Annotated in this window: 21 protein-coding genes; 9 read left to right on the top strand and 12 right to left on the bottom strand. The window is 71.0% G+C overall.

Annotation, left to right across the window (positions count from 1 at the left end; genetic code table 11):
* Positions 1 to 42: 42 nt before the first annotated feature.
* The 3 genes from pheA (at position 43) to BX286_RS19055 (ending at position 3,601) form a co-directional block, all read left to right on the top strand.
* Positions 43 to 978, top strand: coding sequence for a prephenate dehydratase (gene pheA / locus BX286_RS19065; RefSeq protein ID WP_079428732.1), 936 nt, complete (start codon positions 43 to 45; stop codon positions 976 to 978).
* A 536-nt stretch (positions 979 to 1,514) separates the two neighbouring features.
* Positions 1,515 to 2,792 (top strand): serine--tRNA ligase, encoded by a 1,278-nt coding sequence (serS, locus tag BX286_RS19060; protein WP_079428730.1) that lies wholly within the window; start codon positions 1,515 to 1,517, stop codon positions 2,790 to 2,792.
* The gene (locus BX286_RS19055; protein ID WP_079428728.1) at positions 2,789 to 3,601 is read left to right on the top strand and encodes an HAD family hydrolase; all 813 of its coding nucleotides are present in this window, start codon (positions 2,789 to 2,791) and stop codon (positions 3,599 to 3,601) included. Before serS ends, BX286_RS19055 begins: the two co-directional genes overlap by 4 nt.
* A gap of 166 nt (positions 3,602 to 3,767) precedes the next feature.
* Here BX286_RS19055 and BX286_RS19050 read toward each other — a convergent pair whose 3' ends face one another.
* From BX286_RS19050 to BX286_RS19030, 5 genes are all read right to left on the bottom strand, one after another.
* The gene (locus BX286_RS19050) at positions 3,768 to 4,421 is read right to left on the bottom strand and encodes a rhomboid-like protein (protein WP_079428726.1); all 654 of its coding nucleotides are present in this window, start codon (positions 4,419 to 4,421) and stop codon (positions 3,768 to 3,770) included.
* A gap of 80 nt (positions 4,422 to 4,501) precedes the next feature.
* Complete coding sequence (locus BX286_RS19045; RefSeq protein ID WP_121015585.1) at positions 4,502 to 5,221, bottom strand: ABC transporter permease; 720 nt, start codon at positions 5,219 to 5,221, stop codon at positions 4,502 to 4,504.
* 15 nt (positions 5,222 to 5,236) lie between these two features.
* Positions 5,237 to 6,148, bottom strand: coding sequence for an ABC transporter ATP-binding protein (locus tag BX286_RS19040; protein ID WP_079428722.1), 912 nt, complete (start codon positions 6,146 to 6,148; stop codon positions 5,237 to 5,239).
* Positions 6,145 to 7,032, bottom strand: a complete 888-nt coding sequence (locus BX286_RS19035) for an ABC transporter permease subunit (protein ID WP_079428720.1) — start codon at positions 7,030 to 7,032, stop codon at positions 6,145 to 6,147. Before BX286_RS19035 ends, BX286_RS19040 begins: the two co-directional genes overlap by 4 nt.
* Entirely contained in the window at positions 7,022 to 8,017 is a 996-nt protein-coding gene (locus BX286_RS19030) for an ABC transporter ATP-binding protein (protein WP_079428718.1), read from the bottom strand. Before BX286_RS19030 ends, BX286_RS19035 begins: the two co-directional genes overlap by 11 nt.
* A gap of 221 nt (positions 8,018 to 8,238) precedes the next feature.
* On the opposite strand from BX286_RS19030, the gene BX286_RS19025 reads away from it, so the two are divergent.
* The 3 genes from BX286_RS19025 (at position 8,239) to BX286_RS19010 (ending at position 12,032) form a co-directional block, all read left to right on the top strand.
* Positions 8,239 to 9,114, top strand: coding sequence for a M24 family metallopeptidase (locus BX286_RS19025; RefSeq protein ID WP_121015583.1), 876 nt, complete (start codon positions 8,239 to 8,241; stop codon positions 9,112 to 9,114).
* A 5-nt stretch (positions 9,115 to 9,119) separates the two neighbouring features.
* Complete coding sequence (locus BX286_RS19020; protein WP_100864170.1) at positions 9,120 to 10,895, top strand: SDR family oxidoreductase; 1,776 nt, start codon at positions 9,120 to 9,122, stop codon at positions 10,893 to 10,895.
* 222 nt (positions 10,896 to 11,117) lie between these two features.
* Positions 11,118 to 12,032, top strand: coding sequence for a MerR family transcriptional regulator (locus tag BX286_RS19010; RefSeq protein WP_079428712.1), 915 nt, complete (start codon positions 11,118 to 11,120; stop codon positions 12,030 to 12,032).
* 115 nt (positions 12,033 to 12,147) lie between these two features.
* On the opposite strand, the gene BX286_RS19005 is transcribed toward BX286_RS19010, so the two are convergent.
* Entirely contained in the window at positions 12,148 to 12,948 is an 801-nt protein-coding gene (locus BX286_RS19005; RefSeq protein ID WP_121015581.1) for an aquaporin, read from the bottom strand.
* Between the two features lie 141 nt (positions 12,949 to 13,089).
* Between BX286_RS19005 and BX286_RS19000 the strand changes: the two genes are divergently transcribed.
* Complete coding sequence (locus tag BX286_RS19000; protein ID WP_079428709.1) at positions 13,090 to 13,629, top strand: RNA 2'-phosphotransferase; 540 nt, start codon at positions 13,090 to 13,092, stop codon at positions 13,627 to 13,629.
* A gap of 39 nt (positions 13,630 to 13,668) precedes the next feature.
* Here BX286_RS19000 and BX286_RS18995 read toward each other — a convergent pair whose 3' ends face one another.
* Positions 13,669 to 14,571 carry an LLM class flavin-dependent oxidoreductase gene (locus tag BX286_RS18995; protein WP_079428707.1) on the bottom strand — a complete coding sequence of 301 codons (903 nt, stop codon included), beginning with the start codon at positions 14,569 to 14,571 and terminating at the stop codon, positions 13,669 to 13,671.
* 93 nt (positions 14,572 to 14,664) lie between these two features.
* Between BX286_RS18995 and BX286_RS18990 the strand changes: the two genes are divergently transcribed.
* Entirely contained in the window at positions 14,665 to 15,546 is an 882-nt protein-coding gene (locus BX286_RS18990; protein ID WP_185117306.1) for a Cof-type HAD-IIB family hydrolase, read from the top strand.
* Positions 15,547 to 15,562: 16 nt separating this feature from the next.
* Here the strand turns inward: BX286_RS18990 and BX286_RS18985 are convergent, their stop codons facing one another.
* From BX286_RS18985 to BX286_RS18970, 4 genes are read right to left on the bottom strand one after another with little or no spacing between them, the layout of a single operon-like run.
* Positions 15,563 to 17,299, bottom strand: a complete 1,737-nt coding sequence (locus BX286_RS18985; protein WP_121015579.1) for a GAF domain-containing sensor histidine kinase — start codon at positions 17,297 to 17,299, stop codon at positions 15,563 to 15,565.
* A 37-nt stretch (positions 17,300 to 17,336) separates the two neighbouring features.
* Positions 17,337 to 20,876, bottom strand: coding sequence for a thiol reductant ABC exporter subunit CydD (gene cydD / locus BX286_RS18980; RefSeq protein ID WP_121015578.1), 3,540 nt, complete (start codon positions 20,874 to 20,876; stop codon positions 17,337 to 17,339).
* Positions 20,877 to 20,921: 45 nt separating this feature from the next.
* Positions 20,922 to 21,923 (bottom strand): cytochrome d ubiquinol oxidase subunit II, encoded by a 1,002-nt coding sequence (cydB, locus tag BX286_RS18975; protein ID WP_079428698.1) that lies wholly within the window; start codon positions 21,921 to 21,923, stop codon positions 20,922 to 20,924.
* Positions 21,924 to 21,941: 18 nt separating this feature from the next.
* On the bottom strand, positions 21,942 to 23,447 hold the full coding sequence (locus tag BX286_RS18970) for a cytochrome ubiquinol oxidase subunit I (protein ID WP_100863305.1): 1,506 nt from the start codon (positions 23,445 to 23,447) through the stop codon (positions 21,942 to 21,944).
* A 215-nt stretch (positions 23,448 to 23,662) separates the two neighbouring features.
* On the opposite strand from BX286_RS18970, the gene BX286_RS18965 reads away from it, so the two are divergent.
* Entirely contained in the window at positions 23,663 to 24,031 is a 369-nt protein-coding gene (locus BX286_RS18965) for a cyclophilin-like fold protein (protein WP_100863306.1), read from the top strand.
* 21 nt (positions 24,032 to 24,052) lie between these two features.
* On the opposite strand, the gene hisC is transcribed toward BX286_RS18965, so the two are convergent.
* Positions 24,053 to 25,132: a histidinol-phosphate transaminase gene (gene hisC / locus BX286_RS18960; RefSeq protein WP_079428692.1), complete on the bottom strand. Its 1,080-nt coding sequence runs from the start codon at positions 25,130 to 25,132 to the stop codon at positions 24,053 to 24,055.
* Between the last annotated feature and the right edge of the window lie 205 nt (positions 25,133 to 25,337).

Raw genomic sequence — 25,337 nt, 5'->3', positions numbered from 1 at the left:
ACAGCCCCCCGGTGGCGAGCCTCCCGGCATTAGGCTGATCGCATGTCGGCCACGCGCTTCACCTATCTCGGTCCCGAGGGCACGTTCACCGAAGCGGCCCTCCGCACCCTGCCGGAAGCCGCCACCCGGGAGCTCGTCCCGATGGTGTCGGTCCCGGCCGCTCTGGACGCCGTGCGGGGCGGTGAGGCCGCGGCCGCGCTGGTGCCGATCGAGAACTCGGTGGAGGGCGGGGTCACCGCCACCCTCGACGAGCTGGCCTCGGGCGAGCCGTTGATGATCTACCGCGAGGTGCTGCTGCCCATCGCGTTCGCGCTGCTGGTGCGGCCCGGGACCAAGCTGTCGGACATCAAGACCGTCACGGGGCACCCGGTCGCCCAGCCGCAGGTGCGCAACTGGCTGCGGACGCACCTGCCCGACGCGGTGTGGGAGTCGGCCGCCTCCAACGCGGACGGGGCGCGGCTGGTCCAGGAGGGCCGGTTCGACGCCGCCTTCGCGGGCGAGTTCGCCGCTGCCACGTACGGGCTGGAAGCGCTGGTCACCGAGATCCACGACGCGCAGAACGCCGAGACCCGGTTCGTACTGGTCGGGCGGCCCGCCCGGCCGGCCGCCCCCACGGGCGCGGACAAGACCTCTGTGGTGTTGTGGCTGGGCGACGACCATCCCGGCGCCCTGCTGGAGCTGCTCCAGGAGTTCGCCGTGCGGGGCGTGAACCTGATGCTGATCCAGTCCCGGCCGACGGGCGAGGGGATCGGGAACTACTGCTTCGCCGTGGACGCCGAGGGGCACATCTCCGACCGGCGGGTGAGCGAAGCCCTGATGGGGCTGCGCCGGACCTGTCCCCAGGTCCGCTTCCTGGGCTCCTACCCGCGCGCCGGCGTCGCTCTGAGTGAAGTGCGGGCGGCGCGGCCGGGCACCTCCGATGGCGATTTCACGGAGGCTTCCGACTGGCTGGCCCGCTGCCTCGACGGCCGGGCGTAGACCGTCCCCACCTCTTCCGCTTCTCCACAGAGTTATCCACAGGGCGAGAGAGAGACCTGGGGACAAGTCGACAGAGCGGCACGACAAGGTCGACAAATCGGTCGGGCGGCGCAGGTTTCGCGCTGGGGAGCGGCAGGTGAACGGCGTCACCCCTGTATCACCGACCAACTCTTTGGAGCGAGCCATTCCCACCCGAATGAGTGTGTGAGGGCGGTTTGAACCCTGAACCGGCACGGCTCCTCACGGGCCCCTATTGATCTAATTCCGTGTCCACAGATGCGGCACACAGCCTGTGGATAAGGGGAGTCCCGGTGGAATTCCTGTGGACAAGGCTGAGCCCTCAGCGCTGATCAGGGCCTGCGCGCCGCCCTCCGCCATGCCCCTTTTCGGGGAATCGGGCCGGTTTTATCGGTCGTCCCGGGGGGCCTCTTCCAGCCACTGGAGCAAGTGATTTGCATTCCCCTCAATCGGGACATAATGACACGCAGCGTGATATCGGTGTGATCCCAGGAAGCCCAGACCGGTAGCCTGGAGGGGTGATTGACCTTCGGCTGCTCCGTGAAGACCCTGACCGTGTCCGCGCCTCGCAGCGCGCCCGTGGAGAGGACGTCGGCCTCGTCGACGCACTGCTCTCCGCCGACGAGCGCCGCAGGTCCTCCGGCATGCGCTTCGACGAACTGCGCAATGAGCAGAAGTCCCTCGGCAAGCTCATCCCCAAGGCCACTCCTGAGGAGCGCGCCCAGCTGCTGGCCAAGGCCGAGCAGCTCAAGGCCGACGTCAAGGCGGCCGAGGCGGAGCAGAACGAGGCGGACGAGGCTGCCAGGCAGCTCCTGCTCAAGCTCGGCAACATCGTCCACGAGGACGTGCCCGTCGGCGGCGAGGAGGACTTCACCATCCTCGAGACGCACGGCACGATCCGCGACTTCGCGGCCGAGGGCTTCGAGCCCAAGGACCACCTGGAGCTGGGCGAGGCGCTGGGCGCCATCGACGTCGAGCGCGGCGCCAAGGTGTCCGGCTCGCGCTTCTACTACTTGACGGGCGTCGGCGCCCTGCTGGAGCTGGCCCTCGTCAACGCGGCGATCGCCCAGGCCACCGAGGCCGGCTTCATCCCGATGCTCACCCCCGCGCTGGTCCGCCCGCGCGCCATGGAGGGCACCGGCTTCCTCGGCCAGGCCGCGGAGAACGTGTACCACCTGGAGAAGGACGACTACTACCTGGTCGGCACCTCCGAGGTCCCGCTCGCCGCGTACCACATGGACGAGATCATCGACGTCGACAAGCTGCCCCTGCGGTACGCCGGCTTCTCGCCGTGCTTCCGCCGCGAGGCCGGTACGTACGGCAAGGACACCCGCGGCATCTTCCGCGTCCACCAGTTCGACAAGGTCGAGATGTTCTCGTACGTCGCGCCCGAGGACGCCGAGGCCGAGCACAAGCGGCTCCTGGAGTGGGAGAAGCAGTGGCTGACCAGCCTGGAGCTGCCGTTCCAGGTCATCGACGTCGCCACCGGCGACCTGGGGGCCTCCGCCTCCCGCAAGTTCGACTGCGAGGCCTGGATCCCGACCCAGGGCAAGTACCGCGAGCTGACCTCCGCCTCGAACTGTGACGGCTTCCAGGCCCGCCGCCTGCAGATCCGCTACCGCGAGGACAAGAAGACCGCCCCGCTGTCCACGCTCAACGGCACCCTGTGCGCCGTCCCCCGCACCATCGTCGCCATCCTGGAGAACCACCAGCAGGCCGACGGCTCCGTGCGGGTCCCCCCGGTGCTCCGCCCGTACCTGGGCGGCCGTGAGGTCCTGGAGCCGATCGCCAAGTGAGCACGGCCCCCTTCCCGTACAAGCTGGTCGCGACGGATCTCGACGGCACGCTCCTGCGTGACGACGACACCGTCTCGGAGCGCACCCGTGAGGCGCTCGCCGCGGTCACCGCGGCGGGCGCGGCGCACATCATCGTCACCGGCCGGGCCGTGCCCTGGACCCGGGGCGTGCTGGACGACCTCGGTTACCAGGGGATCGCGGTGTGCGGGCAGGGCGCTCAGGTCTACGACGCGGGGGCGCACCGACTGCTGACCTCGGTGACGCTGGACCGGCAGCTGGCCGGTCTGGCCCTGTCGAAGCTCGAGGCCGAGGTGGGTCCGCTGGCGCTGGCCGCCAGCCGGGACGGGGTGGACGGCGAGGTCCTGTTCGGGCCCGGCTACCAGGTACAGGGGGGCCTCCCGGCGCTCTACCTGGAGGACACCGCGGCCGTGTGGAGCGCTCCGCTCAACAAGCTGTACATCCAGCACCCGGGGATGGGCGAGGACGAGCTGGTCAAGGTGGCCCGGGAGACCGTCGGCAACCTGGTCGACATCGTGATGGCAGGTCCGGGGATAGTGGAGATCCTGCCGCTGGGACTGAGCAAGGCCACGGGGCTCTCGCTCGCCGCACGCCGGCTGAAGGTGAAGGCCGCCGAGACGATCGCGTTCGGCGACATGCCCAACGACATCCCCATGTTCGGCTGGGCCGCGCACGGTGTCGCGATGGCCAACGCCCACGCCGATCTGAAGGCCGTGGCCGACGAGGTGACCACCTCCAACCAGGAGGACGGCATCGCGGTGGTGCTGGAACGTCTGCTGGGCGCCGCCTGAGCCACACCCGTTCATGGAAGAAGGTCCGGAACAGCCCGCGCCGTGAGGCGCGCTCGAAGTGGCTGTCCCGGACCTTTTTTGTTGCTCCCCGCACCTCCCACTGTGCCGGGGGCGCACGCCCCTTACCAGCGAATTTCTCCCCGCCCGCGCGGCCGGGCGCACGCGCTCATGTTTCACGTGAAACATGGACCCCGTGCGGCTCCGGGTGGAGGGTCAGCGGCCAGGCCAGCAGCCCGACGGCCAGCGAGATGGCATGGCCGAGGTCGGTGAAGCTGCCGCCGGTGAGCAGGGGGATCCCGAAGAAGGCCACGGCTCCGGCCAGGTACAGCCATCTCCAGGGGTTCGGGAGACGGTAGGTCAGGACGCCGATCGAGGCCGCGAGCCCGTAGCTGACCCCGATGTCCACGACGTGCGTCATGCTGTGCGGCGCGCGGTTGTCCTCGATGGCCATGAGGAGGACCTTCTGACTGGCGAGGGTGGCGACGATATGGGCGGTCGCGACGATCACCAGCCAGCGCAGGGTGCCCAGCCAGCGTTCGACGGTGGCGTGGAAGAGCTCGAAGAGCAGGGTGTAGAGGGCGAGCGAGGCCGGGTTCTCGATCCAGAAGGCACTGCTCAGCAGGGCCCGCAGAGGGTATTTGACCAGCTGGTGGATGTTGCTGCTGTTGCGGTGGAGCAGCACGTGGTCGAGCCGGTCCGGGGCGATCGCCACGACGACACTGGTCACGGCCACGATCAGCAGCCATATGTGTGTGCCGGGCGAGGAGCGTATCCAGGCCCGCAGAGGCCTGGACGGCTCGGGTCCGGTGTGCTCGATCATGCCCCGATGATGCCCCGTACGGCCGTGCCCCGCCTGGCCGGTGGGCCGGGCGGGGCACGGTTTCGGGCCGGTGCGGCGGGCTACTCCTCGCCGGCCAGGGTGAGGCGGCGCAGCTTCTGGCCCGCGTACACGGTGGCGCCGACGGTGACCGCCAGGAGCAGGAGCACGGCGGTGGGCAGGCCGACGCTGGAGTCCACGTATCCCTCTCCGGCGACCTTCTCGGCCAGGGACAGGGCCCACTGCTGGACGCTGAGGGTCTTCGCGCCGGAGACCAGGCTGCCGAAGAGGGACTCCCAGATCAGGGCGTAGACCAGGCCGAAGACGACGGCGTGCCGGCTGACGGTGCCCAGCAGCAGGAACAGCGCGCTGTAGGCGATCGAGGCGATGAGCGCGGCGACCGTGTAGGCGACGGCGATCTGCTGGCCGTTGCCGTTGAGGATGAAGCCCGCGATCAGGGTGGGGATGGCGGAGAAGGCCATCGTGATGGCGATCGCGACGATCAGCTTGGTCATGATGATCGTCGGACGCTTCACCGGCTTGGAGAGCAGGTAGACGATCGAGCCGTCGTCGATCTCGGGCCCGATGGCTCCGGTCCCGGCGATGACGCCGATCAGCGGCACCATCGTGGCGAGCGCGAAGCCGCCGAGCAGCTCCGAGGCGACCTTGTCGTCCACCCCGGTGAAAAAGCGGACGGCGACGGAGATGACGAGCAGCAGGGCGGGCAGCGCGAAGAGGATCGCTGCGCGACGGCGGCCGAGGAGGGCCCGGTAGGTGAGCCGGGCGACGGTCGGGTTGTACATGGTTGCCAGCTCCTTTCAGGCCGCGACGAGGTAGGAGAAGACGGACTCGAGGGACTCGTCCGAGGGCGAGACGGTCAGCAGCCGGATGCCGTGCGCGCGGGCGACCCGGGGCAGCAGTTCGGTGAAGCGCCCGAAGTCGACGGCCTGGATCCGCAGGGCGCCTTCCTTGAGGTCGACCTCGATGCCGGCGGTCGACGGATCGGCGATCAGGGCCGCGGCGAGGGCCCGGTCGTCCGAGGAGCGCACGAGGTAGCGGTGCGGGCGGTCCGTCATCAGGCGGCGGATCTTGCGGAAGTCACCCGACGCGGCGTGCCGGCCGGCGACGACCACCTCGATGTGGGAGGCCAGCTGCTCGACCTCCTCCAGGATGTGGGAGGAGAACAGGACGGTGCGGCCCTCGCCGCCCATCCGCCGCAGCAGGTCCATCAGCTGCATGCGCTGGCGCGGGTCCATGCCGTTGAAGGGCTCGTCGAGCAGCAGCACCGACGGGTCGTGGACGAGCGCGGAAGCCATCTTCACGCGCTGGCGCATGCCCTTGGAGTACGTGGCGATCTTCCGGTCCTGGGCGTACTCCATCTCGACGGTGGCCAGCGCCCGCTGGGCCGCCGCGTCGTCCAGCCCGTGCAGTTCGGCGTTGGCGACGACGAACTCCCGGCCGGTGAGGAAGTCGTACATCGCCTCGCGCTCGGGTACGACGCCGATCTGCCGGTACACCGACTCGTTGCGCCAGATCGGGGCGCCGTCGAGGGTGACGGTGCCGGTGGAGGGGGCGAGGAAGCCGCCCATCATGTTGATCAGCGTGGACTTGCCGGCGCCGTTGGGGCCGAGGAGGCCGGTGACGCCGGGTCCGATGCGCATGGTCACGTCGTTGACGGCGACGACGTTCCCGAACCAGCGGGAGGTGTGGTCGATGTCGATGGTCGTCACAGCCCGGCCTTCCGGTAGCGGGCCATCAGGGCGGCGTAGGAGCCGGCGATGAGGCCGAGGATGACGAGCAGGTAGACGACGCCGGTGCCGGCCGAGGGGCCCTCACCGCCGGGGAAGGCGGAGGTCGCACCGAGGAACGCGGTCTGCACGCCGTCGATCAGGGTGATGGGGGAGAAGAGGCCCAGCCACTCGATGGGACCGGTGTTGCCGGTCCCGTAGGCGACCGCCTGCACGGTGGAGACGGCGCCGTAGGGAATGAGCAGCATGGCGATGACCGCGGCCACCCCGAACCCGCGGCGCGGGGTGAGCGCGGCCATGACCAGCCCGAGGCCCGCGAAGAGCAGCGACAGCAGAAGTACCGACACCAGTGCCTGCCCGAATCCCTTGGTCTGGTGACCGAAGTCGAACTTCGCCAGCAGCGAGCCGATCCACATGATCAGCAGCGGGGTGGCGGTGAGGATGAAGAGGGCCGAGGCCATGGCGGCGTACTTGGCCAGGACGTAGTCGACCCGCTCGATGGGCCGCGAGAAGTACAGGGGCACCGTCTTGAAGCGCAGGTCCCGCGAGACCGACTGGGGCGCCTGGGAGGCGAGGTAGAGGCCGATGACCACCTGGGTGGTCAGGGCGTACGTCGTGTACTTGATCGGCAGGTCGGTGGAGCCGGGCACGGCGATGGCCACCGCGACGATGATCAGCGCGGGTACGCACATCACCGCGAAGAGGATCATCGGCAGGACCTTGGACTTGGCCGAGCGACCGAGCCCGTAGGCGCCGCGCAGCGACTGCGAGAACAGCGAGGTGCGGGCGTAGGAGCGGCCGAGCCGGGGGCCGTCGTAGGACCGGTAGCCGATGTTGTGGATCTGGGTCGAGGTCTCAGGTGCCATCGGTACCGGCTCCCCACTGCTGGATGTGGTTGCGCTGCGCGGACTGGTCGCTCTCGCGGAAGACCTCCGCGATGCGGTGGCGGCGCTGTTCCATGCGGACCAGACCGACGCCGAGGTCGGCGACGGTGTCGCGGATGGTGTCGTAGGTGTCCTCGCCCGTCGCCTCGACGAGCAGGACGTGGCCGGCTCCGGGCAGTCCCTGCTCCTCGCCCGCGTGGAGGGTCAGGCCCGCCGCGGTGAGCGCCTTGCGCAGGGCGGCGGTGCCGTCCGGGTGCGCGTCGGAGTCGGTGACCTCCACCGCCAGGGTGGTCGTGGTCTGGGTGAAGTCGCTGGTGGAGCTGGAGCGCAGCAGCTTGCCGCCGTCGATGACCACGACGTGGTCGCAGGTCCGCTCCAGCTCGCCGAGGAGGTGGGAGGTGACCAGGACGGAGATGCCGAAGTCGGTGTGGACGCGGCGGATCAGGCCGAGCATCTCGTCGCGGCCCACCGGGTCGAGGCCGTTGGTCGGCTCGTCGAGGAGGACCAGCTGCGGGTCGTGGACGAGCGCCTGGGCCAGCTTGACGCGCTGCTTCATACCGGTGGAGTAGCCGCCGATCGGGCGGTAGCGCTCCTCGTACAGCCCGACGTGGCGCAGTGTGTCGGCGGTCCGCTCGCGGGCGGCCGTCGGCGGCAGGCCCGACATGCGTGCCATGTGGACGACGAACTCGGTGGCCGAGACGTCGGGCGGCAAGGCGTCGTGCTCGGGCATGTAGCCGACGCGCTCGCGGATCGTGCTGCCGTGCGTGGCGACGTCCAGGCCGAGGACGGCGGCGCGGCCCTCGGTGGCGGGCGACAGCCCGAGCAGGATCTTGATCAGCGTGGACTTGCCGGCCCCGTTGGCACCCACGAGCCCGGTCACTCCGGGCCCGATGTCCAGGGAGAGCCGGTCGAGGGCGGTCACTCGGGGGTACCGCTTGCTCAGGCTTTCGGTCGCGATGACAGTCACGGGTTCGACGTTAGTGCCGGGGCCCGGGCGGAGCGTCAGACCTGGAGCGGGATCCCGTCTCCGCCTTGAGGACTACGGACCCTGACGGAAGGCTGACACCGGCCGGGCGAGGGGGCGGGTTGTCCACAGGTCCGTGCACGACCCTTGACGCCACCTCCGGTCATTGTCACATTCATCAGTGTCAACTTTCGGCGGTACGGCTGACAGGACGGACGGCTGGCATGGCTGGGGACACGGACACCGGGGAACGCGCCGCACAGGGCTCCGCGCGGCTCGCCGCCGAGCTGCGCGGCTTCAGGGAGGTCCAGCGCCTCGCCTACGAGTGCGCCGAGACGGTGGCGGCCCAGCTCCGCCCCGGAGTGACCGAGCGCGAGGCGGCCCGGATGCAGCGCGAGTGGCTGCGCGAGCGCGGGGTGCGGGACTGGTTCCACCTTCCCTTCGCATGGTTCGGGGACCGGACCGCTTTCGCGGGCTTCAGGATCCCGCTCCAGTTCTTCCCGACCAACCGGAAGCTGGAGCCGGGGATGCCGTTCATCCTCGACATGGCGCCCGTCTACCGGGGGTACGCGGCCGACATCGGCTACTCCGGCAGCCTCGGCCTCAATCCGGTGCAGGACCGGCTGATGTCCGACCTGCGGCCGCACCGCGCGCTGATCCTGGAGCAGGTGCGCGAGCGCCGCCCGCTGCGCGAGATCTACGAGAACGTCGAACGGCTGATGACCCGGCAGGGGTACGCCAACCGCCACCGGGCCTATCCCTTCGGGGTCATCGCGCACAAGATAGACCGGGTCAAGGAGCGCCGCTGGTCCCCGACCGCGTTCGGGTTCGGCACCCAGTCACTCAAGGGGCTGGCCTCCGACGCCCTGCACGGCCACCGCGAGGGCTGGTCCCCGCTGTGGAGCCCGTACCACTTCTCCGACCACCCGCCGCAGCCCGGACTGTGGGCGGTGGAGCCTCATCTGGGCTTCCGGGGCACGGGTGCGAAGTTCGAGGAGATCCTGGTGGTCACCGACTCCCGGGATCCCGTGGAGAGCGCGTTCTGGCTGGACGACGACCTGCCGCACGTGCGGCGCTGGACCGAGGAGCAGGCGGCATGAGCGGGATGAGCGGTACGGCACTGGCGGGAGCGCGCGAGCGCCGGGTGAGCACGGGCGGGATCGAGCTGTGCGTCGTCGAGCTCGGCGACCCGGACCGGCCCACCGTGCTGCTGGTGCACGGCTACCCGGACACCAAGGAGGTCTGGTCGGAGGTCGCCGAGCGGCTGGCGGCCCGGTTCCACGTGGTGCTGTACGACGTGCGCGGGCACGGCCGCTCTTCGGCTCCCGTGCCGCTGCGCGGGGGCTTCACCCTGGAGAAGCTCACCGACGACTTCCTGGCGGTGGCGGACGCCGTCAGCCCGGACCGGCCCGTGCACCTGGTGGGCCACGACTGGGGTTCCGTCCAGGGCTGGGAGTTCGCGACGGTGGCCCGGACCGAGGGCCGGATCGCCTCCTTCACCTCCATGTCGGGTCCTTCCCTCGACCACTTCGGGCACTGGATCAAGCGGCGGGTGACACGGCCCACCCCGCGCCGGGCCGCGCAATTGCTGAACCAGGGCTCGAAGTCCTGGTACGTGGGCATGCTGCACACGCCGGTGCTGCCGGAGCTCGCCTGGCGCGGCCCGCTGGGCAAGCGCTGGCCGAAGATCCTCGCGCGCCTGGAGGAGGTCCCGGCCGGCGGCGCCTACCCGACGGCCTCGCTGCCCTCTGACGCGGCGCACGGAGCCTGGCTCTACCGCGACAACGTCCGTCCCAGGCTGCGCCGGCCGCGCGCCGACGCGTACGCGCACGTACCGGTACAGCTGATCACCCCGACCGGGGACGCCTTCCTCTCCGAGCGGCTCTACGACGACCTGGAGCGGTGGGCCCCGGACCTCGTGCGGCGCACCCTGCCCGCGAAGCACTGGATCCCCAGGACCCGCCCCGACCAGGTGGCGGCCTGGATCGGCGAGTTCGTCGCCGCCCGGGAGGAGCCCATGGCGAAGGCTCCGGAGCACAAGGCCCCGGGGAAGTACGCCGACCGGTTCTCGGGACAGCTGGTGCTGGTCACCGGCGCGGCGAGCGGTATCGGCCGGGCCACCGCCTTCGCGTTCGCCGAGGCCGGGGCCCGGGTCGTGGCCGTGGACCGGGACGGCGAGGGAGCGGCCCGCACCGCGGAGATGGCCCGGCTCGTCGGCGCCGCCGACGCCTGGGGCGAGTGCGTCGACGTCAGTGACGAGCAGGCGATGGAGAAGCTCGCGGCGAAGGTAGCCGCCGAGTACGGCATCGTGGACGTGCTGGTCAACAACGCCGGCATCGGGCTGTCGGGTTCCTTCCTGGACACCGCCTCGGAGGACTGGAAGAAGGTCCTCGACGTGAACCTGTGGGGGGTCATCCACGGCTGCCGGATCTTCGGGCGGCAGATGGCCGAGCGCGGCCAGGGCGGACACATCGTCAACACGGCCTCCGCCGCCGCCTACCTCCCCTCCCGGACCCTGCCCGCGTACAGCACCTCCAAGGCAGCGGTGCTGATGCTGAGCGAGTGCCTGCGCGCCGAGCTCGCCTCCAAGTCGATCGGGGTCTCGGCGATCTGCCCGGGCATCGTGAACACCAACATCACCGCCACCTCCCGGTTCGCGGGGGTGGACGCGGCCGAGGAGAAGCGCCGCCAGGAGCGGTCCTCGCGGTTGTACGGGCTGCGGAACTTCCCGCCGGAGAAGGTCGCCGACGCGATCCTGCTGGCGGTGGTGAAGAACCGGGCGGTGGTACCGGTGACCCCCGAGTCCAAGGGCGCCCTGTGGATGTCCCGGTTCATGCCGAACACGCTGCGGAGGATCGCCCGGCTGGAGCCCCGGCTGTGAACCGGGCGGGCGGGGGCCCGGCCGGCGCGCGGCCACGGGGCGGGGGTCCGGTTCCGCCGCGCGCAGAGCCCGGCACGGACATACCCGGCTCCATCCCGCGGTCGTACCATCCCTCGCAGGAGGGCTCGCTGCTCACGGCGGTCGAGTACCTGGCGGCGCCTCCTGCCGCCCGGACCGCGGCGGGCGCGGTCGGCCGAGCCGCCATGTCGTAGGGAGCCGGGATTGTCCGATCAGGCGCCAGCCGAGTACCGGATCGAAGATCTGGCCCACCACAGCGGCGCGACCGTGCGCACCATCCGCGCGTACCAGGACCGCGGTCTGCTGCCGAAGCCGGAGCGGCGGGGCAGGTCCAACGTGTACCGGGACACGCACCTGGCGCGGCTGCGCCAGATCGCCGACCTGCTGGACCGCGGCTACACCCTGGCCTCCATCAAGGAACTGCTCGAGGCCTGGGACGCGGGGCGCGGGCTGGGCGGCGTACTCGGCCTGGTGGCGGAGGTGCAGGGGCCGTGGACGGACGAGGAGGCCGACCGGATCAGCCGCGAGGACCTGCATGCCCGGTTCGGCGGGCTGCCGGACGACGGGGCGGTGGACGAGGCGTGTGAGCTCGGGGTGCTGGAGCGCATCCCGGGCCGTCCGGACGAGTTCCTGGTGCCCTCCCCGCAGGAGCTGGCGGTCGCGGCCGAGCTGTACGCGGCCGGGGTGCCCCTCACGGCGATCACCGGTCATCTGCGGGAGCTGCGCGGACAGGTCGAGCACATCGCCTCGCGCTTCCTGGAGTTCACCACCGAGCACGTCTTCGCCCGCTACCTCGGTCAGGTTCCGCCGACGGACTCGGACGCGGCGGAGGCGGCGACGATGGTGCGTCGGCTGCGGCCCCTGGCCCAGCAGACGGTCGACGCCGAACTGGCACGTGCGATGCGGCTGTTCGCGACCCGGCACCTCCAGCGGCACCTCGGCGCTCCCGGAGCGGTCCAGCCGGCGGGGCCCGCTCCGGTGGCCCTGCCCGCCGCGACGGTGCGGGCGGTGCAGGAACTGGTGGGTCCGGAGCACGTGGCGGAATTCGTCCGGGCCGCGACGGAACGGGAGCTCCAGGCCCGGACGATGAACGACCTGGCCAGCCGGGGCGGCCGGTAATGCTCGATCGGTAGTCCACAGGCGATCCCCAGGGCGAATCGCTCAGATAGCACTGAAACCCGCCGAAACGGCTGTGGACAACTCCCGTTTTCCTGTGGGCAACAGGCGTGTTGTGTCAGATGGTCGTCTCGAACCCGGTACTGGGGCGGGGCATATCGGCCAGGGGGGTCTGGGCGTCCGCCTCCCCGGAAGGCGTGTTCCCGGAGGCCGCCTGACCCGACGTCACCCGGCCGCGCTCGCGTCCGTACAGGAGCGTGGCCAGGGCGAGGCCAAGGACGCCTCCGGCCAGCTGCGCGGCGAGGAAGCCGGGGAGCGACTGCGGGGCGATGCCGGTGAAGGAGTCGCTGAAGGCGCGGCCGATCGTGCCGGCCGGGTTGGCGAAGGAGCTCGAAGAGGTGAACCAGATGGCTGCGGCGATGTACGCGGCGACCGCGGCCGGGGTGAGCCTCGGGCGGCCGATGCGGCCGAGCCCCTGGATGACCAGGACGAGACCGGCGGTCGCGACGATCTCGCCGATCAGCAGGTGACCGCCGTCGCGGACCTGGGTGGAGAAGGTCCCCGGGGTGCGGCCGAACATCATCTCGGCCACGACGGCACCGCCGATGGCCCCGGCGGTCTGAGCGCCGGCGTAGGCGAAGGCCTCCCGCGCGGCGAGCCCCTCGCCGCCGGCGCGGCGGGCCCACCAGGCGGTGAGGGTGACGACGGGGTTGAGGTGGGCACCGGACAGGGGGCCGAAGAGGGTGATGATCAGGCCGAGGCCGATGGCGGTGGCCAGCGAATTGGCGACGAGGGCGACACCGGTGTCGCGACTGAGGGACGCGGCCTGGATACCGGACCCGATCACGACCACGAGCAGGCCCGCGGTGCCGACGAGCTCGGCAGCCGTGCGCCGCAGCAGTGAAGCCTTACTTGTCATAGTTTCTCCCTCCGAATGAGCTTCTAGCGGAAAATATATTCCGTATCTTGGAAACTTAATAGAGGGAGTGCCGGCCTTGGGACGTCACGCGGGGGCGGAAAATCGCTGCCGGGTACCCGCCCGAGCCATCAAGCTGGGGACATGGATGACCGACGCACCGTGAAGGTGTCCAAATACGTCTCGAAACACCTGCGGCACCAGCCGGAACGCATCGGACTGACGCTCGACCCGCAGGGCTGGGTGGAGATCGACGACCTCCTGCGCGCGGCGGCGGCGCACCGCTTCCCGGTCAGCCGTGCCGAGCTGGATCACGTCGTCGCCACGAACGACAAACAGCGGTTCACCATCGACGGCACCCGCATCAGGGCCAACCAGGGCCACACCGTCGCGGTGGACCTGGACCTGCCGGAGGCGGAACCGCCCGCGTACCTCTATCACGGCACCGTCGCCGCGGCCCTGGACTCGATCCGCGCCGAAGGGCTGCGCCCGATGGCACGCCACCACGTGCACCTCTCGCCCGACCGTGAGACGGCCGCCCGCGTGGGCGCGCGCAGGGGACGGCCGGTGGTGCTCCCGGTGGACGCCGCGGCGATGTATGCGGCCGGGCACGTCTTCCGGGTCAGCGCCAACGGAGTGTGGCTGGCCGACGCCGTACCGCCGGAGTTCCTGCGCTTCCAGTAGCGGCGCGGGAACCCCGGCGGGATGACAGGCAGCGGGCCGTCAGGCGCCCAGCTGCGCGAGTGCCTCGGTGGCGATCCGCTCGAAGACGGCCTCGTCGGCCGCGAAGTCGGAGTCGGGGATCGGGGCGTGGACGACCAGCTCGGTGAAGCCCAGCTCGCGGTGACGGCCGGCGAAGTCGACGAAGGCGTCCACGGACTCCAGCATGCTGCCGCGCTCCGGGGTGAACCCGGTCAGCAGGACCCGCTCGATGGATTCGGGCTCCCGGCCGGCCTCGGCCAGGGCCTTCTCCAGCTTGCCGACCTGTCCGCGCAGGGCCTCCAGGGACTGCTCGGGCGTTCCCTCGAAGACCTTGGGGTCACCTGCGGTCACCCAGGCCTGGCCGAACTCAGCGGCGAGCCTCACACCCCGCGGGCCGGTCGCGGCGACGGCGAACGGCAGCCGCGGGCGCTGAACGCACCCGGGGATGTTGCGGGCTTCCTCGGCGGAGTAGAAGGTGCCGTGGTGGGTCACCGCGCTCTCGGTCAGCAGCCGGTCGAGCAGCGGAACGAACTCGGCGAAGCGGTCCGCGCGCTCACGGGGGCTCCATTCCTCCTGCCCCAGCGCGGTCGCGTCGAAGCCATTGCCGCCCGCGCCGATACCGAGCGTGATCCGCCCGCCGGAGATGTCGTCCAGGGACATCAGGTCCTTGGCCAGGGTCACCGGGTGCCGGAAGTTCGGCGAGGTGACCAGCGTCCCCAGACGGAGCCGGGTCGTGACGGCCGCCGCCGCGGTCAGGGTGGGAACCGCACCGAACCAGGGGCCGTCGCGGAAGGTGCGCCAGGTCAGGTGGTCATAGGTGTAGGCCGTGTGGAACCCGAGCTGCTCGGCCCGCTCCCACTGGTCACGACCGCCATCGTGCCACGGACGGACCGGCAGGATCACGGTGCTCAGGCGAAGACTCATGTCACTGAGCCTACGGTGCGAACCCTTCCCGCGCTGTGAGCCACGTTTCACGTGAAACATCTCTGGCCGATCTTGGTGAACGGGTGGGAACCCATGGGCGAAGATGGAGCCGTGACCTCGGCTCCCCAGCGCCCGGACGGGCCCTTCCCCGCACCCCGGCTCATCGCCACCGACCTTGACGGCACCCTGCTGCGCGACGACAAATCCGTCTCGCTGCGCACGGTAGCCGCCCTCGCCGCCGCCGAGGAGGCCGGGATCGAGGTCTTCTTCGTCACCGGACGCCCGGCCCGCTGGATGGACGTGGTCAGCGATCACGTGCACGGGCACGGCCTGGCCATCTGCGCGAACGGCGCCGCCGTGGTCGACCTGCACGCCGGACGGGAGTTCGTCCAGGTACGGGCTCTGCCCCGGACCACCGCGCTCACGGTGGTCGAGACCCTGCGCGCGGCCGTCCCCGGCGCCTCCTTCGCGGTCGAGACGACCACCGGCATCAACTACGAGCCGGCCTACCCGCCCTTCTTCCAGGACCCGGGGGCCACGGTCGCCACCGCCGAGAAGCTGCTGCGCGAGGAGACGGACGACAGCGCCGCGCCGGTCCTGAAGCTGCTCGCGCACCACGCCGAGCTGGCCCCGGACGAGTTCCTCGCCCTGGCCCGGTCGGCCGCCGGAGCCTACGCCGCCATCACCCGCTCCAGCCCGACCGCCCTGCTGGAGATCAGCGAGCTCGGCGTGTCCAAGGCCAGCACCCTGGAGCTGTGCTGCTCCGAGCGCGGTATCTCCCCGGCCGAGGTCGTCGCCTTCGGCGACATGCCCAACGACGTCGAGATGCTGCGCTGGGCAGGGACCTCCTACGCCATGGGCAACGCCCACCCGGACGTGATAGCGGCCGCCTCCGGCCGCACCGTGGCCAACAACGAGGACGGCGTGGCCGTCGTGATCGAGCGCATCCTCGCCGAACGCGCCGCGCACGCCTGACCCGCCCGGACAGGGTCTAGAGCGGGGCCTCCCACACCAGGGCGGTCCCGCCGGCGTCCTCCCCGATACCGGGGCCGTACCAGCTGGAGCCGCCCAGGGACTCGGCCCTGCGGCGCAGGTTCCGCAGACCGCTGCGCCGCCCGCCCTCCGGGATCCCCACCCCGTCGTCGGCGACCTCCAGCCGCACCCCCGGCCGGCCGTCGGCCAGGCTGATGGTGGAGTCGACCACCACCTCGATCCGGGATGCGTCAGCATGACGGAATGCGTTCGACAGGGCCTCGCGCAGGGCCGCGATCAGGTTCTTGCCGACCAGCTCACCCACGGCCGCGTCGATCGGGCCGATGAACCGGTGCGCGGGCTTGAAGCCCAGGGGGACGGCGGCCATGTTGATCTCCCGCAGGACGCGGGTGCGCAGCCCCGACGGGGCCTCCGCCGGACCCTGCTGGAGTGCGAAGATCGCGGTGCGGATCTCCTGGATCGTCACGTCCAGCTCGTCCACGGCCTTGCCCACACCGTCACGGACCTCCGGGACGATCGAGCGGCGCTGCGCGCCCTCCAGCATCATCCCGGTGGCGAACAGCCGCTGGATGACGAGGTCGTGCAGGTCACGGGCGATCCGGTCACGGTCCTCGAAGACCGCGAGCCGTTCCCGGTCGCGCTGCGCCTCGGCCATCATCAGCGCGAGGGCGGCCTGCGAGGCGAACTGCGTGGCCAGGGTCCGTTCCGCCTCGGTGAAGGGCTTCTGCCCCCGGGCCCGCGGGGTGACGAGCGCCCCCAGCACCCGTCCGCCGCTGTGCAGCGGCAGCATCATGCAGGGCCCGTACTGGCTCGTGAGCCGGCTGATCATGCGGGGATCCGCGGAGACGTCTTCCACGAAGACCGGTTCGCCCTGGAGGAGTTTGACGACCACCGGGCTCTCGGCCGGGACCACCACACCGAGCGAGGTGGCCGGGTTGTCGGCGGAGACGGCGACGATCTCCATGCCGCCCTCCTCCGCCGGCAGCATCACGATCCCGGCCGCCGAGTCGGCGAGGTGGCGGGCCTGTTCAGCGACCACCGCGAGGGCGTCGTCCGCGTCCCCGCCCGACAGCAGGGCGGTCGTGACGGCCACCGATCCGTCGATCCACCGCTCCCGCTGGGTGGCGGCCTCGTACAGCCGGGCGTTGCCGATGGCGATGCCCGCCTCCGTGGCCAGCACGCGGACCATGTGGACGTCGTAGTCGTTGAACTCGCCGCCGCCGTTCTTCTCGGCGAGGTAGAGGTTGCCGAAGATCTCCCCCTGCACCCTGATGGGCACGCCGAGGAAGGTCTTCATGGGCGGATGGTGCGGGGGAAAGCCCGCCGAGCGGGGATCCTTCGACAGGTCGGCGAGCCGCACCGTGTCGGGATGGGAGATCAGCGCGCCCAGCAGGCCCCGCTTGCCGTCGGGCCGGCGGCCGATCCGCTTCGCCTGCTCGGGGCCGAGGCCGAAGGTCACGAAGTCCGAGAGCCCGGGGCCGTCCGTGTCGACGACACCGATCGCCGCGTAGCGGGCGTCGGCGAGCTCGGCGGCCGTCTCGCAGATGCGGTCGAGCGTGGAGTGCAGTTCGAGACCGGTCCCGACGGAACGCATGGCCTCGAGCAGTTGCGGTACCCGGGCGGTCAGCTCGGTGGACAGCCCTTGCAGGCTGCGGGTCGCCCGGGTGGCGGCCTCCATCGGGTCCTGTGCTTCCCGGGCGGGCTCCGGCGATTCCTGGGACTCCTCCACTGACATGCTCTTGAGCCTAGTTAGTCCTGTTTAGGAGGGAAAGTCAGCTCGTACAGTCGGCCGGAATCGCACCTGCCCGCCGCTCGCGCTCCAGTAGGTTCCGCAGCGGACCCTCGACCTGTGCCAGCTCCGCGTACGCCCCTCGCTGCACGACCGCTCCCCGGTCCAGCACGAGGACCTCGTCGACCGCCGCCAGCCCGGCGAGCCGGTGGGTGATCAGCACGGTGGCCCGGCCTTCGGTCGCCGCCAGCAGGTCCGCCGTCAGGGCGTCCGCGGTCGCCAGGTCCAGGTGCTCGGCCGGCTCGTCCAGGACGAGGACCGGGAAGTCCGCGAGCAGGGCCCGGGCCAGGGCGAGGCGCTGGCGCTGGCCGCCCGAGAGCCGCTGCCCGTGCTCGCCGACCAGGGTGTCGAGCCCGTCCGGAAGCCCGTCGGCCCATTCCAGCAGCCGGGCCGCGGCGAGCGCCTCCCGCAGGTGTGCCTCGCTCGCGCCGGTGCGGGCGAGGCGCAGGTTCTCGCGTACCGAGCTGTCGAAGATATGGGCGTCCTGGGCGCACAGCCCCACGAAGCGGCGTACGCCGTCGCCGTCGAGGGCGCGCGCGTCCGCCCCGCCCAGGGTGTACGAGCCGTCGCTCGGATCCAGGAACCGCATCAGGACCTGGGCCAGCGTGGTCTTGCCCGAGCCCGAGGGCCCGATGACCGCGATGCGCCGGCCGGCCTCCAGGGTCAGGTCCAGGCCGTGCAGGGCGTCCCGCTCCTGGCCGCCGTGGCGGGCGGCGAGCCCCGTCAGCCGCAGCGGGAACGGCGAAGAGGGCAGTTCCCGCGGCTCGGCCGGTTCGACGACGGGCTCGGGCGCGTCGATGACCTCGTACACCCGCTCGGCGCTGCGCCGCACCCGCTGCCGGTACTGGACGGCCAGCGGAAGCCCGGCGACCGCCTCGAACGCAGCGAGCGGGGTCAGTACCACCACCGCCATGGCCACGCCGGACAGCCGTCCGTCCGCCACGGCGCCCGCACCGGCGAACGCGGCACACACCACGGTGAGCCCGCACACCAGGGCGGACAGCCCGCCGCCCAGTCCGGCGGCCGCGGCCCCGCGCGAGGCGATCCGGGTGAGCGCCCCGTCCGCGTCCCGCGCCCGGGCCTTCCGCTCGGCGAGGGCGCCGGCGACGGTGAGTTCCGCGGTACCCGTCAAGAGGTCGGCCACCCGGGTGGCGAGCTCGCCCCGGGCGGGTGCGAGCCGCCGCTCCGCACCGCGCGCGCAGGCCCCGCTGACCAGCGGAACCCCGACACCGGCCACCAGCAGCCCCACGGCGAGCACCATGCCCGCCCCCGGCAGCAGCCAGGCCGTGAACGCCACCGATCCGGTACCGACGAGGACCGCGGTGCCCACCGGCAGCAGCCAGCGCAGCCAGTAGTCCTGGAGTGCGTCGGCGTCGGCCACCAGCCGGGAGAGCAGGTCCCCGCGCCGCTGTTCGCGCAGTCCGGCGGGCGCGATCCGCTCCAGCCTCCGGTAGACCGCGACCCTGAGGTCGGCGAGCATCCGCAGGACGGCGTCGTGCGACACCAGACGCTCGGCGTAGCGGAAGACGGCCCGCCCGAGCCCGAAGGCGCGGGTCGCCGTCACGGCCACCATCAGGTAGAGCACGGGCGGCTGCTCGGAGGCCCGGGAGATCAGCCACCCGGACACGGCCATCAGTCCGACGCTGCACCCGACGGCCAGCGCTCCGAGCAGCAGGCCCAGCCGGAACCGGCCCTGCCAGGCGGCGGCCACGGCCCGCACCCGGCGCAGCGGGTCGCCGCCGCCCAAGTCCGCGTTCCCGCCGCCGGTCCGCTCCCGCGCGGTCCCGAGGATCCACTCCCCGGGGTCGGACGCTTCCGCCGGGGTGCGCGGGGCGGCCGCGGTGGCCGGCACCGCGAGCGCGCCCTCCGCGGTACCGTCCGTGGCGCCCTCGCCCACCGCCACCACCCGGTCGGCGACGGCCAGCAGTGCCGGGCGGTGCACCACGAGGAGCACGGTCCGCCCGGCCGTGAGACGTCGTACGGCCTCCACGACGGCGGCTTCGGTCTCCCCGTCCAGTGCCGCGGTCGGCTCGTCCAGCAGCAGCACCGGCCGGTCGGCGAGAAAGGCCCGCGCCAGGGCCAGCCGCTGGCGCTGTCCGGCGGACAGGCCGGCGCCGCCCTCGCCGAGCAGGGTCTGCGTCCCGCGCGGCAGGGCGGAGACGAACTCCCAGGCCCCTGCGTCACGCAGCGCCGCTTCCACCGCGGAGTCGTCGGCCCCGGACCGGGCCAGGCGGACGTTCTCGGCGATGGTTCCGGCGAAAAGGTGCGGTCGCTGCGGCACCCAGGCGATCTGCTCCCGCCACTGTTCGAGGGAGAGCCCGGCCAGGTCGGTGCCGTCGACCCGTACCCGACCGGACGTCGGTGCGACGAACCCGAGCAGCACGTTCAGGAGGGTGGACTTGCCCGCCCCGCTCGGGCCGGTGAGCGCCACGCACTCGCCCGGCCCGACGACGAGGGACACCGGACCGGGGGAGGAGGCGGCGCGCCCCTCGTGGCGGACCTCGACCGCGTCGAGCTGGATGACCGGCCCGCCGGCCGGAACCGGAGCGCCGGCGCCGGCCCGGGGGGCCGGGGTCTCGAGGACGGTGAAGATCTCCTCGGCCGCGGCCAGTCCCTCGGCGGCCGCGTGGTACTGGGCGCCGACCTGACGCAGGGGCAGATAGGCCTCCGGCGCGAGGATCAGGATGACGAGGCCCGTGTACAGGTCGAGTTCGCCGTGCACGAGCCGCATGCCGATGGTCACCGCGACCAGGGCCACCGACAGGGTGGCGAGCAGTTCGAGGGCGAAGGAGGACAGGAAGGCGATGCGCAGCGTGCGCATCGTGGCCTGGCGGTAGTCGTCGGTGATCCTGCGGATCGATTCGGCCTGCGCCTTGGCCCGGCCGAAGACCTTGAGCGTCGGGAGCCCCGCCACCACGTCGAGGAAGTGCCCCGACAGCCGGGACAGGAGCCGCCACTGGCGGTCCATCCGGCTCTGGGTGGCCATGCCGATGAGGATCATGAACAGCGGAATCAGCGGCAGGGTGACGACGATGATGGCCGCGGAGACCCAGTCCTTGGTGACGATCCGGGCGAGGACCGCCGCCGGCACCACCACCGCGAGCCCCAGCTGGGGGAGGTAGCGGGAGAAGTAGTCGTCGAGCGCGTCCACTCCCCGGGTGGCCAGGGACACCAGGGAGCCGGTCCGCTGGCCGCCGAGCCAGCCGGGCCCCAGATCGGCTGCCCGGTCCAGGAGCCGGCCGCGCAGCTCCGACTTCACCGCCGCGCCGGCCCGGTGTGCGGCCAGTTCGGTGAGCCAGGCGACCAGGGCGCGCCCGAGCGCCACCGCCGCGAGCAGCAGCAGTGGCGTCCGGAGCGCCCCGGCGTCGAGTCCCCGCTCGAAGGCGCCGACCACGATCTCGGCGATCAGCATCGCCTGGCCGACGACCAGCCCCGCCCCGGCGAGCCCGAGGGCCACCACCGCCCCCAGGAAGAGGCGGGTGGAACGGGCGTACCGGAGCAGGCGCGGGTCGATCGGTTTCACGTGAAACATCCCCTCGGCAGGATCGGGCGGGGTGACGCGCGCGGATCAGTGCGCGTCGGCGATGTGCTGCGTACCGATCCGCTTGCGGAACACCCAGTACGTCCAGCCCTGGTAGAGCATCACCAGCGGGGCCGCCACACCGGCGCACCAGGTCATGATCTTCAGGGTGTACGGGGTGGACGAGGCGTTGGTGACCGTGAGGCTCCATGCGTCGTCCAGCGAGGACGGCATGACGTTCGGGAACAGCGTCAGGAAGAGCATCGCGACCGCCGCCGCGATGGTGATCCCGGACAGGGCGAACGACCAGCCTTCACGGCCCGCCAGGTTGCAGCCGAGCGCGGCGGCCAGCGCGATCACGGCGACGGCCATGGCGATCAGGCTGCGGCCGTCGCCGCGCGAGACCTGGGTCCAGATGAGGAAGGCCAGGGCCAGTACGGCCGTCACCACACCCAGCCGGGTGGCCAGTGCGCGCGAGCGGTCCCGGATGTCACCGACGGTCTTGAGCGAGGCGAACACCGCACCGTGGAAGGTGAACAGCGTGAGGGTGACCAGCCCGCCCAGGAGCGAGTACACGTTGAGCAGGTCGAAGAGGTTTCCGACGTACTCCATGTGCTGGTCGATCTTCACACCGCGCACCATGTTGGCGAAGGCCACCCCCCACAGGAAGGCGGGGATCAGCGAGGCCCAGAAGATGGCGTGTTCCCAGTTGGTCTGCCATCTGTCCTCGGACCGCTTGTGCCGGTACTCGAAGGCGACGCCGCGGATGATCAGGCAGACGAGGATGAGCAGCAGCGGCAGGTAGAAGCCGGAGAAGAGCGTGGCGTACCACTCGGGGAAGGCCGCGAAGGTGGCACCGCCCGCGGTGAGCAGCCAGACCTCGTTGCCGTCCCAGACGGGGCCGATCGTGTTGATCAGAACCCGCTTCTCGGCGCGGTCGCGCGCCAGGAGCTTGGTGAGTACGCCGATGCCGAAGTCGAAGCCCTCCAGGAAGAAGTAGCCGGTCCACAGGACGGCGATGAGTACGAACCAGACGTCGTGAAGCTGCATGGTGTGCTCCTTCCTGCCTCAGTACGAGAAGGCCATCGGCCGGTCGGCGTTCTGGTCGTCCCCGCCGATCCGGGCCGGCGGGTTGAGGTCGGCCTCCGTCAGCTCGGGCGGGCCGGCCTTGACGTACTTCACGAGCAGCCTGACCTCGATCACGGCGAGGACGGCGTAGAGCGCAGTGAAGCCGATCATCGAGGTGAGCACCTCGCCCTGCGAGACGTTCGGCGAGACGGCGTCCCTGGTGCGCAGCACTCCGTAGACCACCCACGGCTGACGGCCCATCTCGGTGAAGATCCAGCCCCAGGAGTTGGCGAGCAGCGGGAAGCACATGGTCCAGAGCGCGACGAGCCAGTACAGCTGGGCGAACCGCGGGCTGAGCGCCTTCTTGAAGAGGACGAGATGGGGAACCTCGTCCTCTCCGGTGCGCAGCCCGGGCGGCAGCAGGAAGCGCTTGCGGGTCAGCCACAGCCCCAGCACGCCGATGCCGAGGGAGGCCATGCCGAAGCCGATCATCCAGCGGAAGCCCCAGTAGGCGACGGGGATGTTGGGCCGGTAGTCACCGGGGCCGAACTTCTCCTGTTCGGCCTTGTTGACGTCGTTGATGCCCGGAACGAAGGAGTCGAAGTCGCTGTTCGCGAGGAACGAGAGCACGCCCGGGATCTCTATGGCCACCTTGTTGTGGCCCTTGTCGACGTCGCCGTAGGCGAAGACGGAGAAAGGCGCGGGGGCCTCGCCGTCCCACAGGGCCTCGGCGGCGGCCATCTTCATGGGCTGCTGCTTGAACATCACCTTGCCGAGCATGTCGCCGCTGATGGCGGTGCCCATACCGGCGATGATCATGACGACCAGGCCGACCCGCAGCGAGCTGCGCATCACGGGGATGTGCTTCTTGCGCGCGAGGTGGAAGGCGGAGATGCCGACCATGAAGGCGCCGCCGACCAGGAAGGCGGCCGTGATGGTGTGGAAGAACTGGGTGAGCGCGGTGTCCTGGGTGAGGACGTGCCAGAAGTCGGTGAGCTCGGCCCGGCCCCGTTCCTCGTTCATCCGGTAGCCGACCGGGTGCTGCATCCACGAGTTCGCGGCGAGGATGAAGTACGCGGACAGGACGGTGCCGAGGGAGACCATCCAGATGCAGGCCAGGTGGATCTTCTTCGGCAGCTTGTCCCAGCCGAAGATCCACAGGCCGATGAAGGTCGACTCGAAGAAGAAGGCGATCAGCGCTTCGAAGGCGAGCGGCGCCCCGAAGATGTCGCCCACGAACCGCGAGTAGTCCGACCAGTTCATACCGAACTGGAACTCCTGGACGATGCCGGTGACCACGCCCATCGCGATATTGATCAAGAAAAGCTTGCCCCAGAACTTCGTGGCCCTGAGGTATTTCTCCTTCTCGGTCCGCACCCAGGCGGTCTGCAGGCCGGCGGTCAGCGCGGCGAGCGAGATCGTGAGCGGAACGAAGAGGAAGTGGTAGACGGTGGTGATGCCGAACTGCCAGCGCGCCAATGTCTCAGGCGCCAAAGCTAGGTCCACGTCGTCTTCTCCTTGTCGTCGCCGTGGTCACAGCGGGCAGTCTGCCTGGCGGGTTCCACCCATAGCGGGAGGAAGCAGGACACGCTTGTGAACGCGTTCACATTCACAAGCATTATGTCCTACGTGCTGCGGCCGGAAACGAGGGGGGGGCCCCTTTGGGGGCTTACCACCCCGGACCCCTAGCCAAGAAATTCAACAGATTGTTGAATGTGGCCATGCAGATTCGAATCTCATGGCCCGCGGGCCTGCTCACGGCGACCCTCGACGAGACCCCGACCAGCAAGGCGCTGGCCGCAGCCCTCCCCATCTCCGCCTCCGCGAACACCTGGGGCGAGGAGGTCTACTTCGACACGGGCGTCTCCGTGGCTCTGGAGCACGACGCCCGGCAGGTCGTGGAGCCCGGCACCGTCGCCTTCTGGACCGAGGGCGACGCCCTCGCGCTGCCCTACGGCCCCACGCCCATCTCACGCGGAGGCGAGAGCCGCCTGGCGAGCCCCTGCAACGTGCTCGGCTCGTTCGACGGCGACCCCCGCCTCCTGGCCACCGTCCGCGACGGCGACCCCATCCGTGTGGAACTGGTCTGACGACCACAGCTCCTCAGGGGCTTACAGCTCCTTGAAGAAGGCCTCCGCCGTGTGCAGGAAGAGGTCGTTCGCCTCGGTCTCACCGATCGTGACCCGAAGGCCCTCGCCCGCGAAGGGCCGGACCACCACACCGGCCTTCTCGCAGGCCGCCGCGAACTCGGCGGTCCGCTCCCCCAGCCGCATCCAGACGAAGTTGGCCTGCGTGTCCGGGACCGTCCAGCCCTGGGCCAGCAGCGTCTCGTGCACCCGGTTGCGCTCGCACACGAGCGCCCCGACGCGCCCCATCAGCTCGTCCTCGGCGCGCAGCGAGGCGACCGCCGCGTCCTGGGCCAGCTGGCTGACGCCGAAGGGCACGGCCGTCTTGCGCAGCGCCGCCGCGACCGGCTCGTGCGCCACCGCGAAGCCCACGCGCAGCCCGGCCAGGCCGTAGGCCTTGGAGAACGTACGCAGCACGGCGACGTTGGGACGGTCGCGGTAGAGCTCGATGCCGTCCGGCACGTCGGTGTCGCGGACGAACTCCCGGTAGGCCTCGTCCAGCACCACCAGGACGTCGGAGGGCACGCGGTCCAGGAACCGCTCCAGCTCGGCCCGGCGCACCGCGGTGCCGGTCGGGTTGTTGGGATTGCAAACGAAGATCAGCCGCGTCCGCTCGGTGATCGCCGCGGCCATCGCGTCCAGGTCGTGGACGTCCCCGTCGGTCAGCGGGACCTGCACCGACGTCGCACCCGAGATCTGCGTGATGATCGGGTAGGCCTCGAAGGACCGCCAGGCGTACATGACCTCGTCACCCGGGCCGGCCGTCGACTGGATCAGCGACTGGGCCACGCCCACGGAGCCGGTGCCCGTGGCGATGTGCTCGGCCGGCACGCCGAACCGTTCCGCCAGCTCGTTCACCAGGCCCGTGCAGGCCATGTCCGGGTAGCGGTTGAAACGGTGGGCGGCCGCGACCGCGGTCTCCAGGACCCCCGGCAGCGGCGGGTAGGGGTTCTCGTTCGAGGACAGCTTGAAAGCGACGGCCCCGCCCTCCGCGGCGGGCTTGCCGGGCTTGTAGGTGGGGATGCCGTCCAGCTCGGCGCGCAGCTTCGGGCTCTTCTCGCTCACCGCAGGTCCTCCTCGACCGTCCCGTCGACGTCTCCGTCGACTCAATACTGCTCACCTTATGAGGATTCCGCCGATCCGAGAATGGCGGGCGCCAGGAACACAGGGGGAGCGCGCGCATATATGCGTGCGCCGGTGGCCCGCGCCGTGGCGCGCGTCCCTCGTGCAGGTGAGTTGCGAACGGTCCGGGGCCGCCGCGTTTTGGCAT

This window comes from Streptomyces sp. 3211.6, assembly GCF_003634815.1.
Lineage (GTDB): Bacteria > Actinomycetota > Actinomycetes > Streptomycetales > Streptomycetaceae > Streptomyces > Streptomyces katrae_A.
This window is presented reverse-complemented; position numbering and strand designations above follow the sequence as displayed.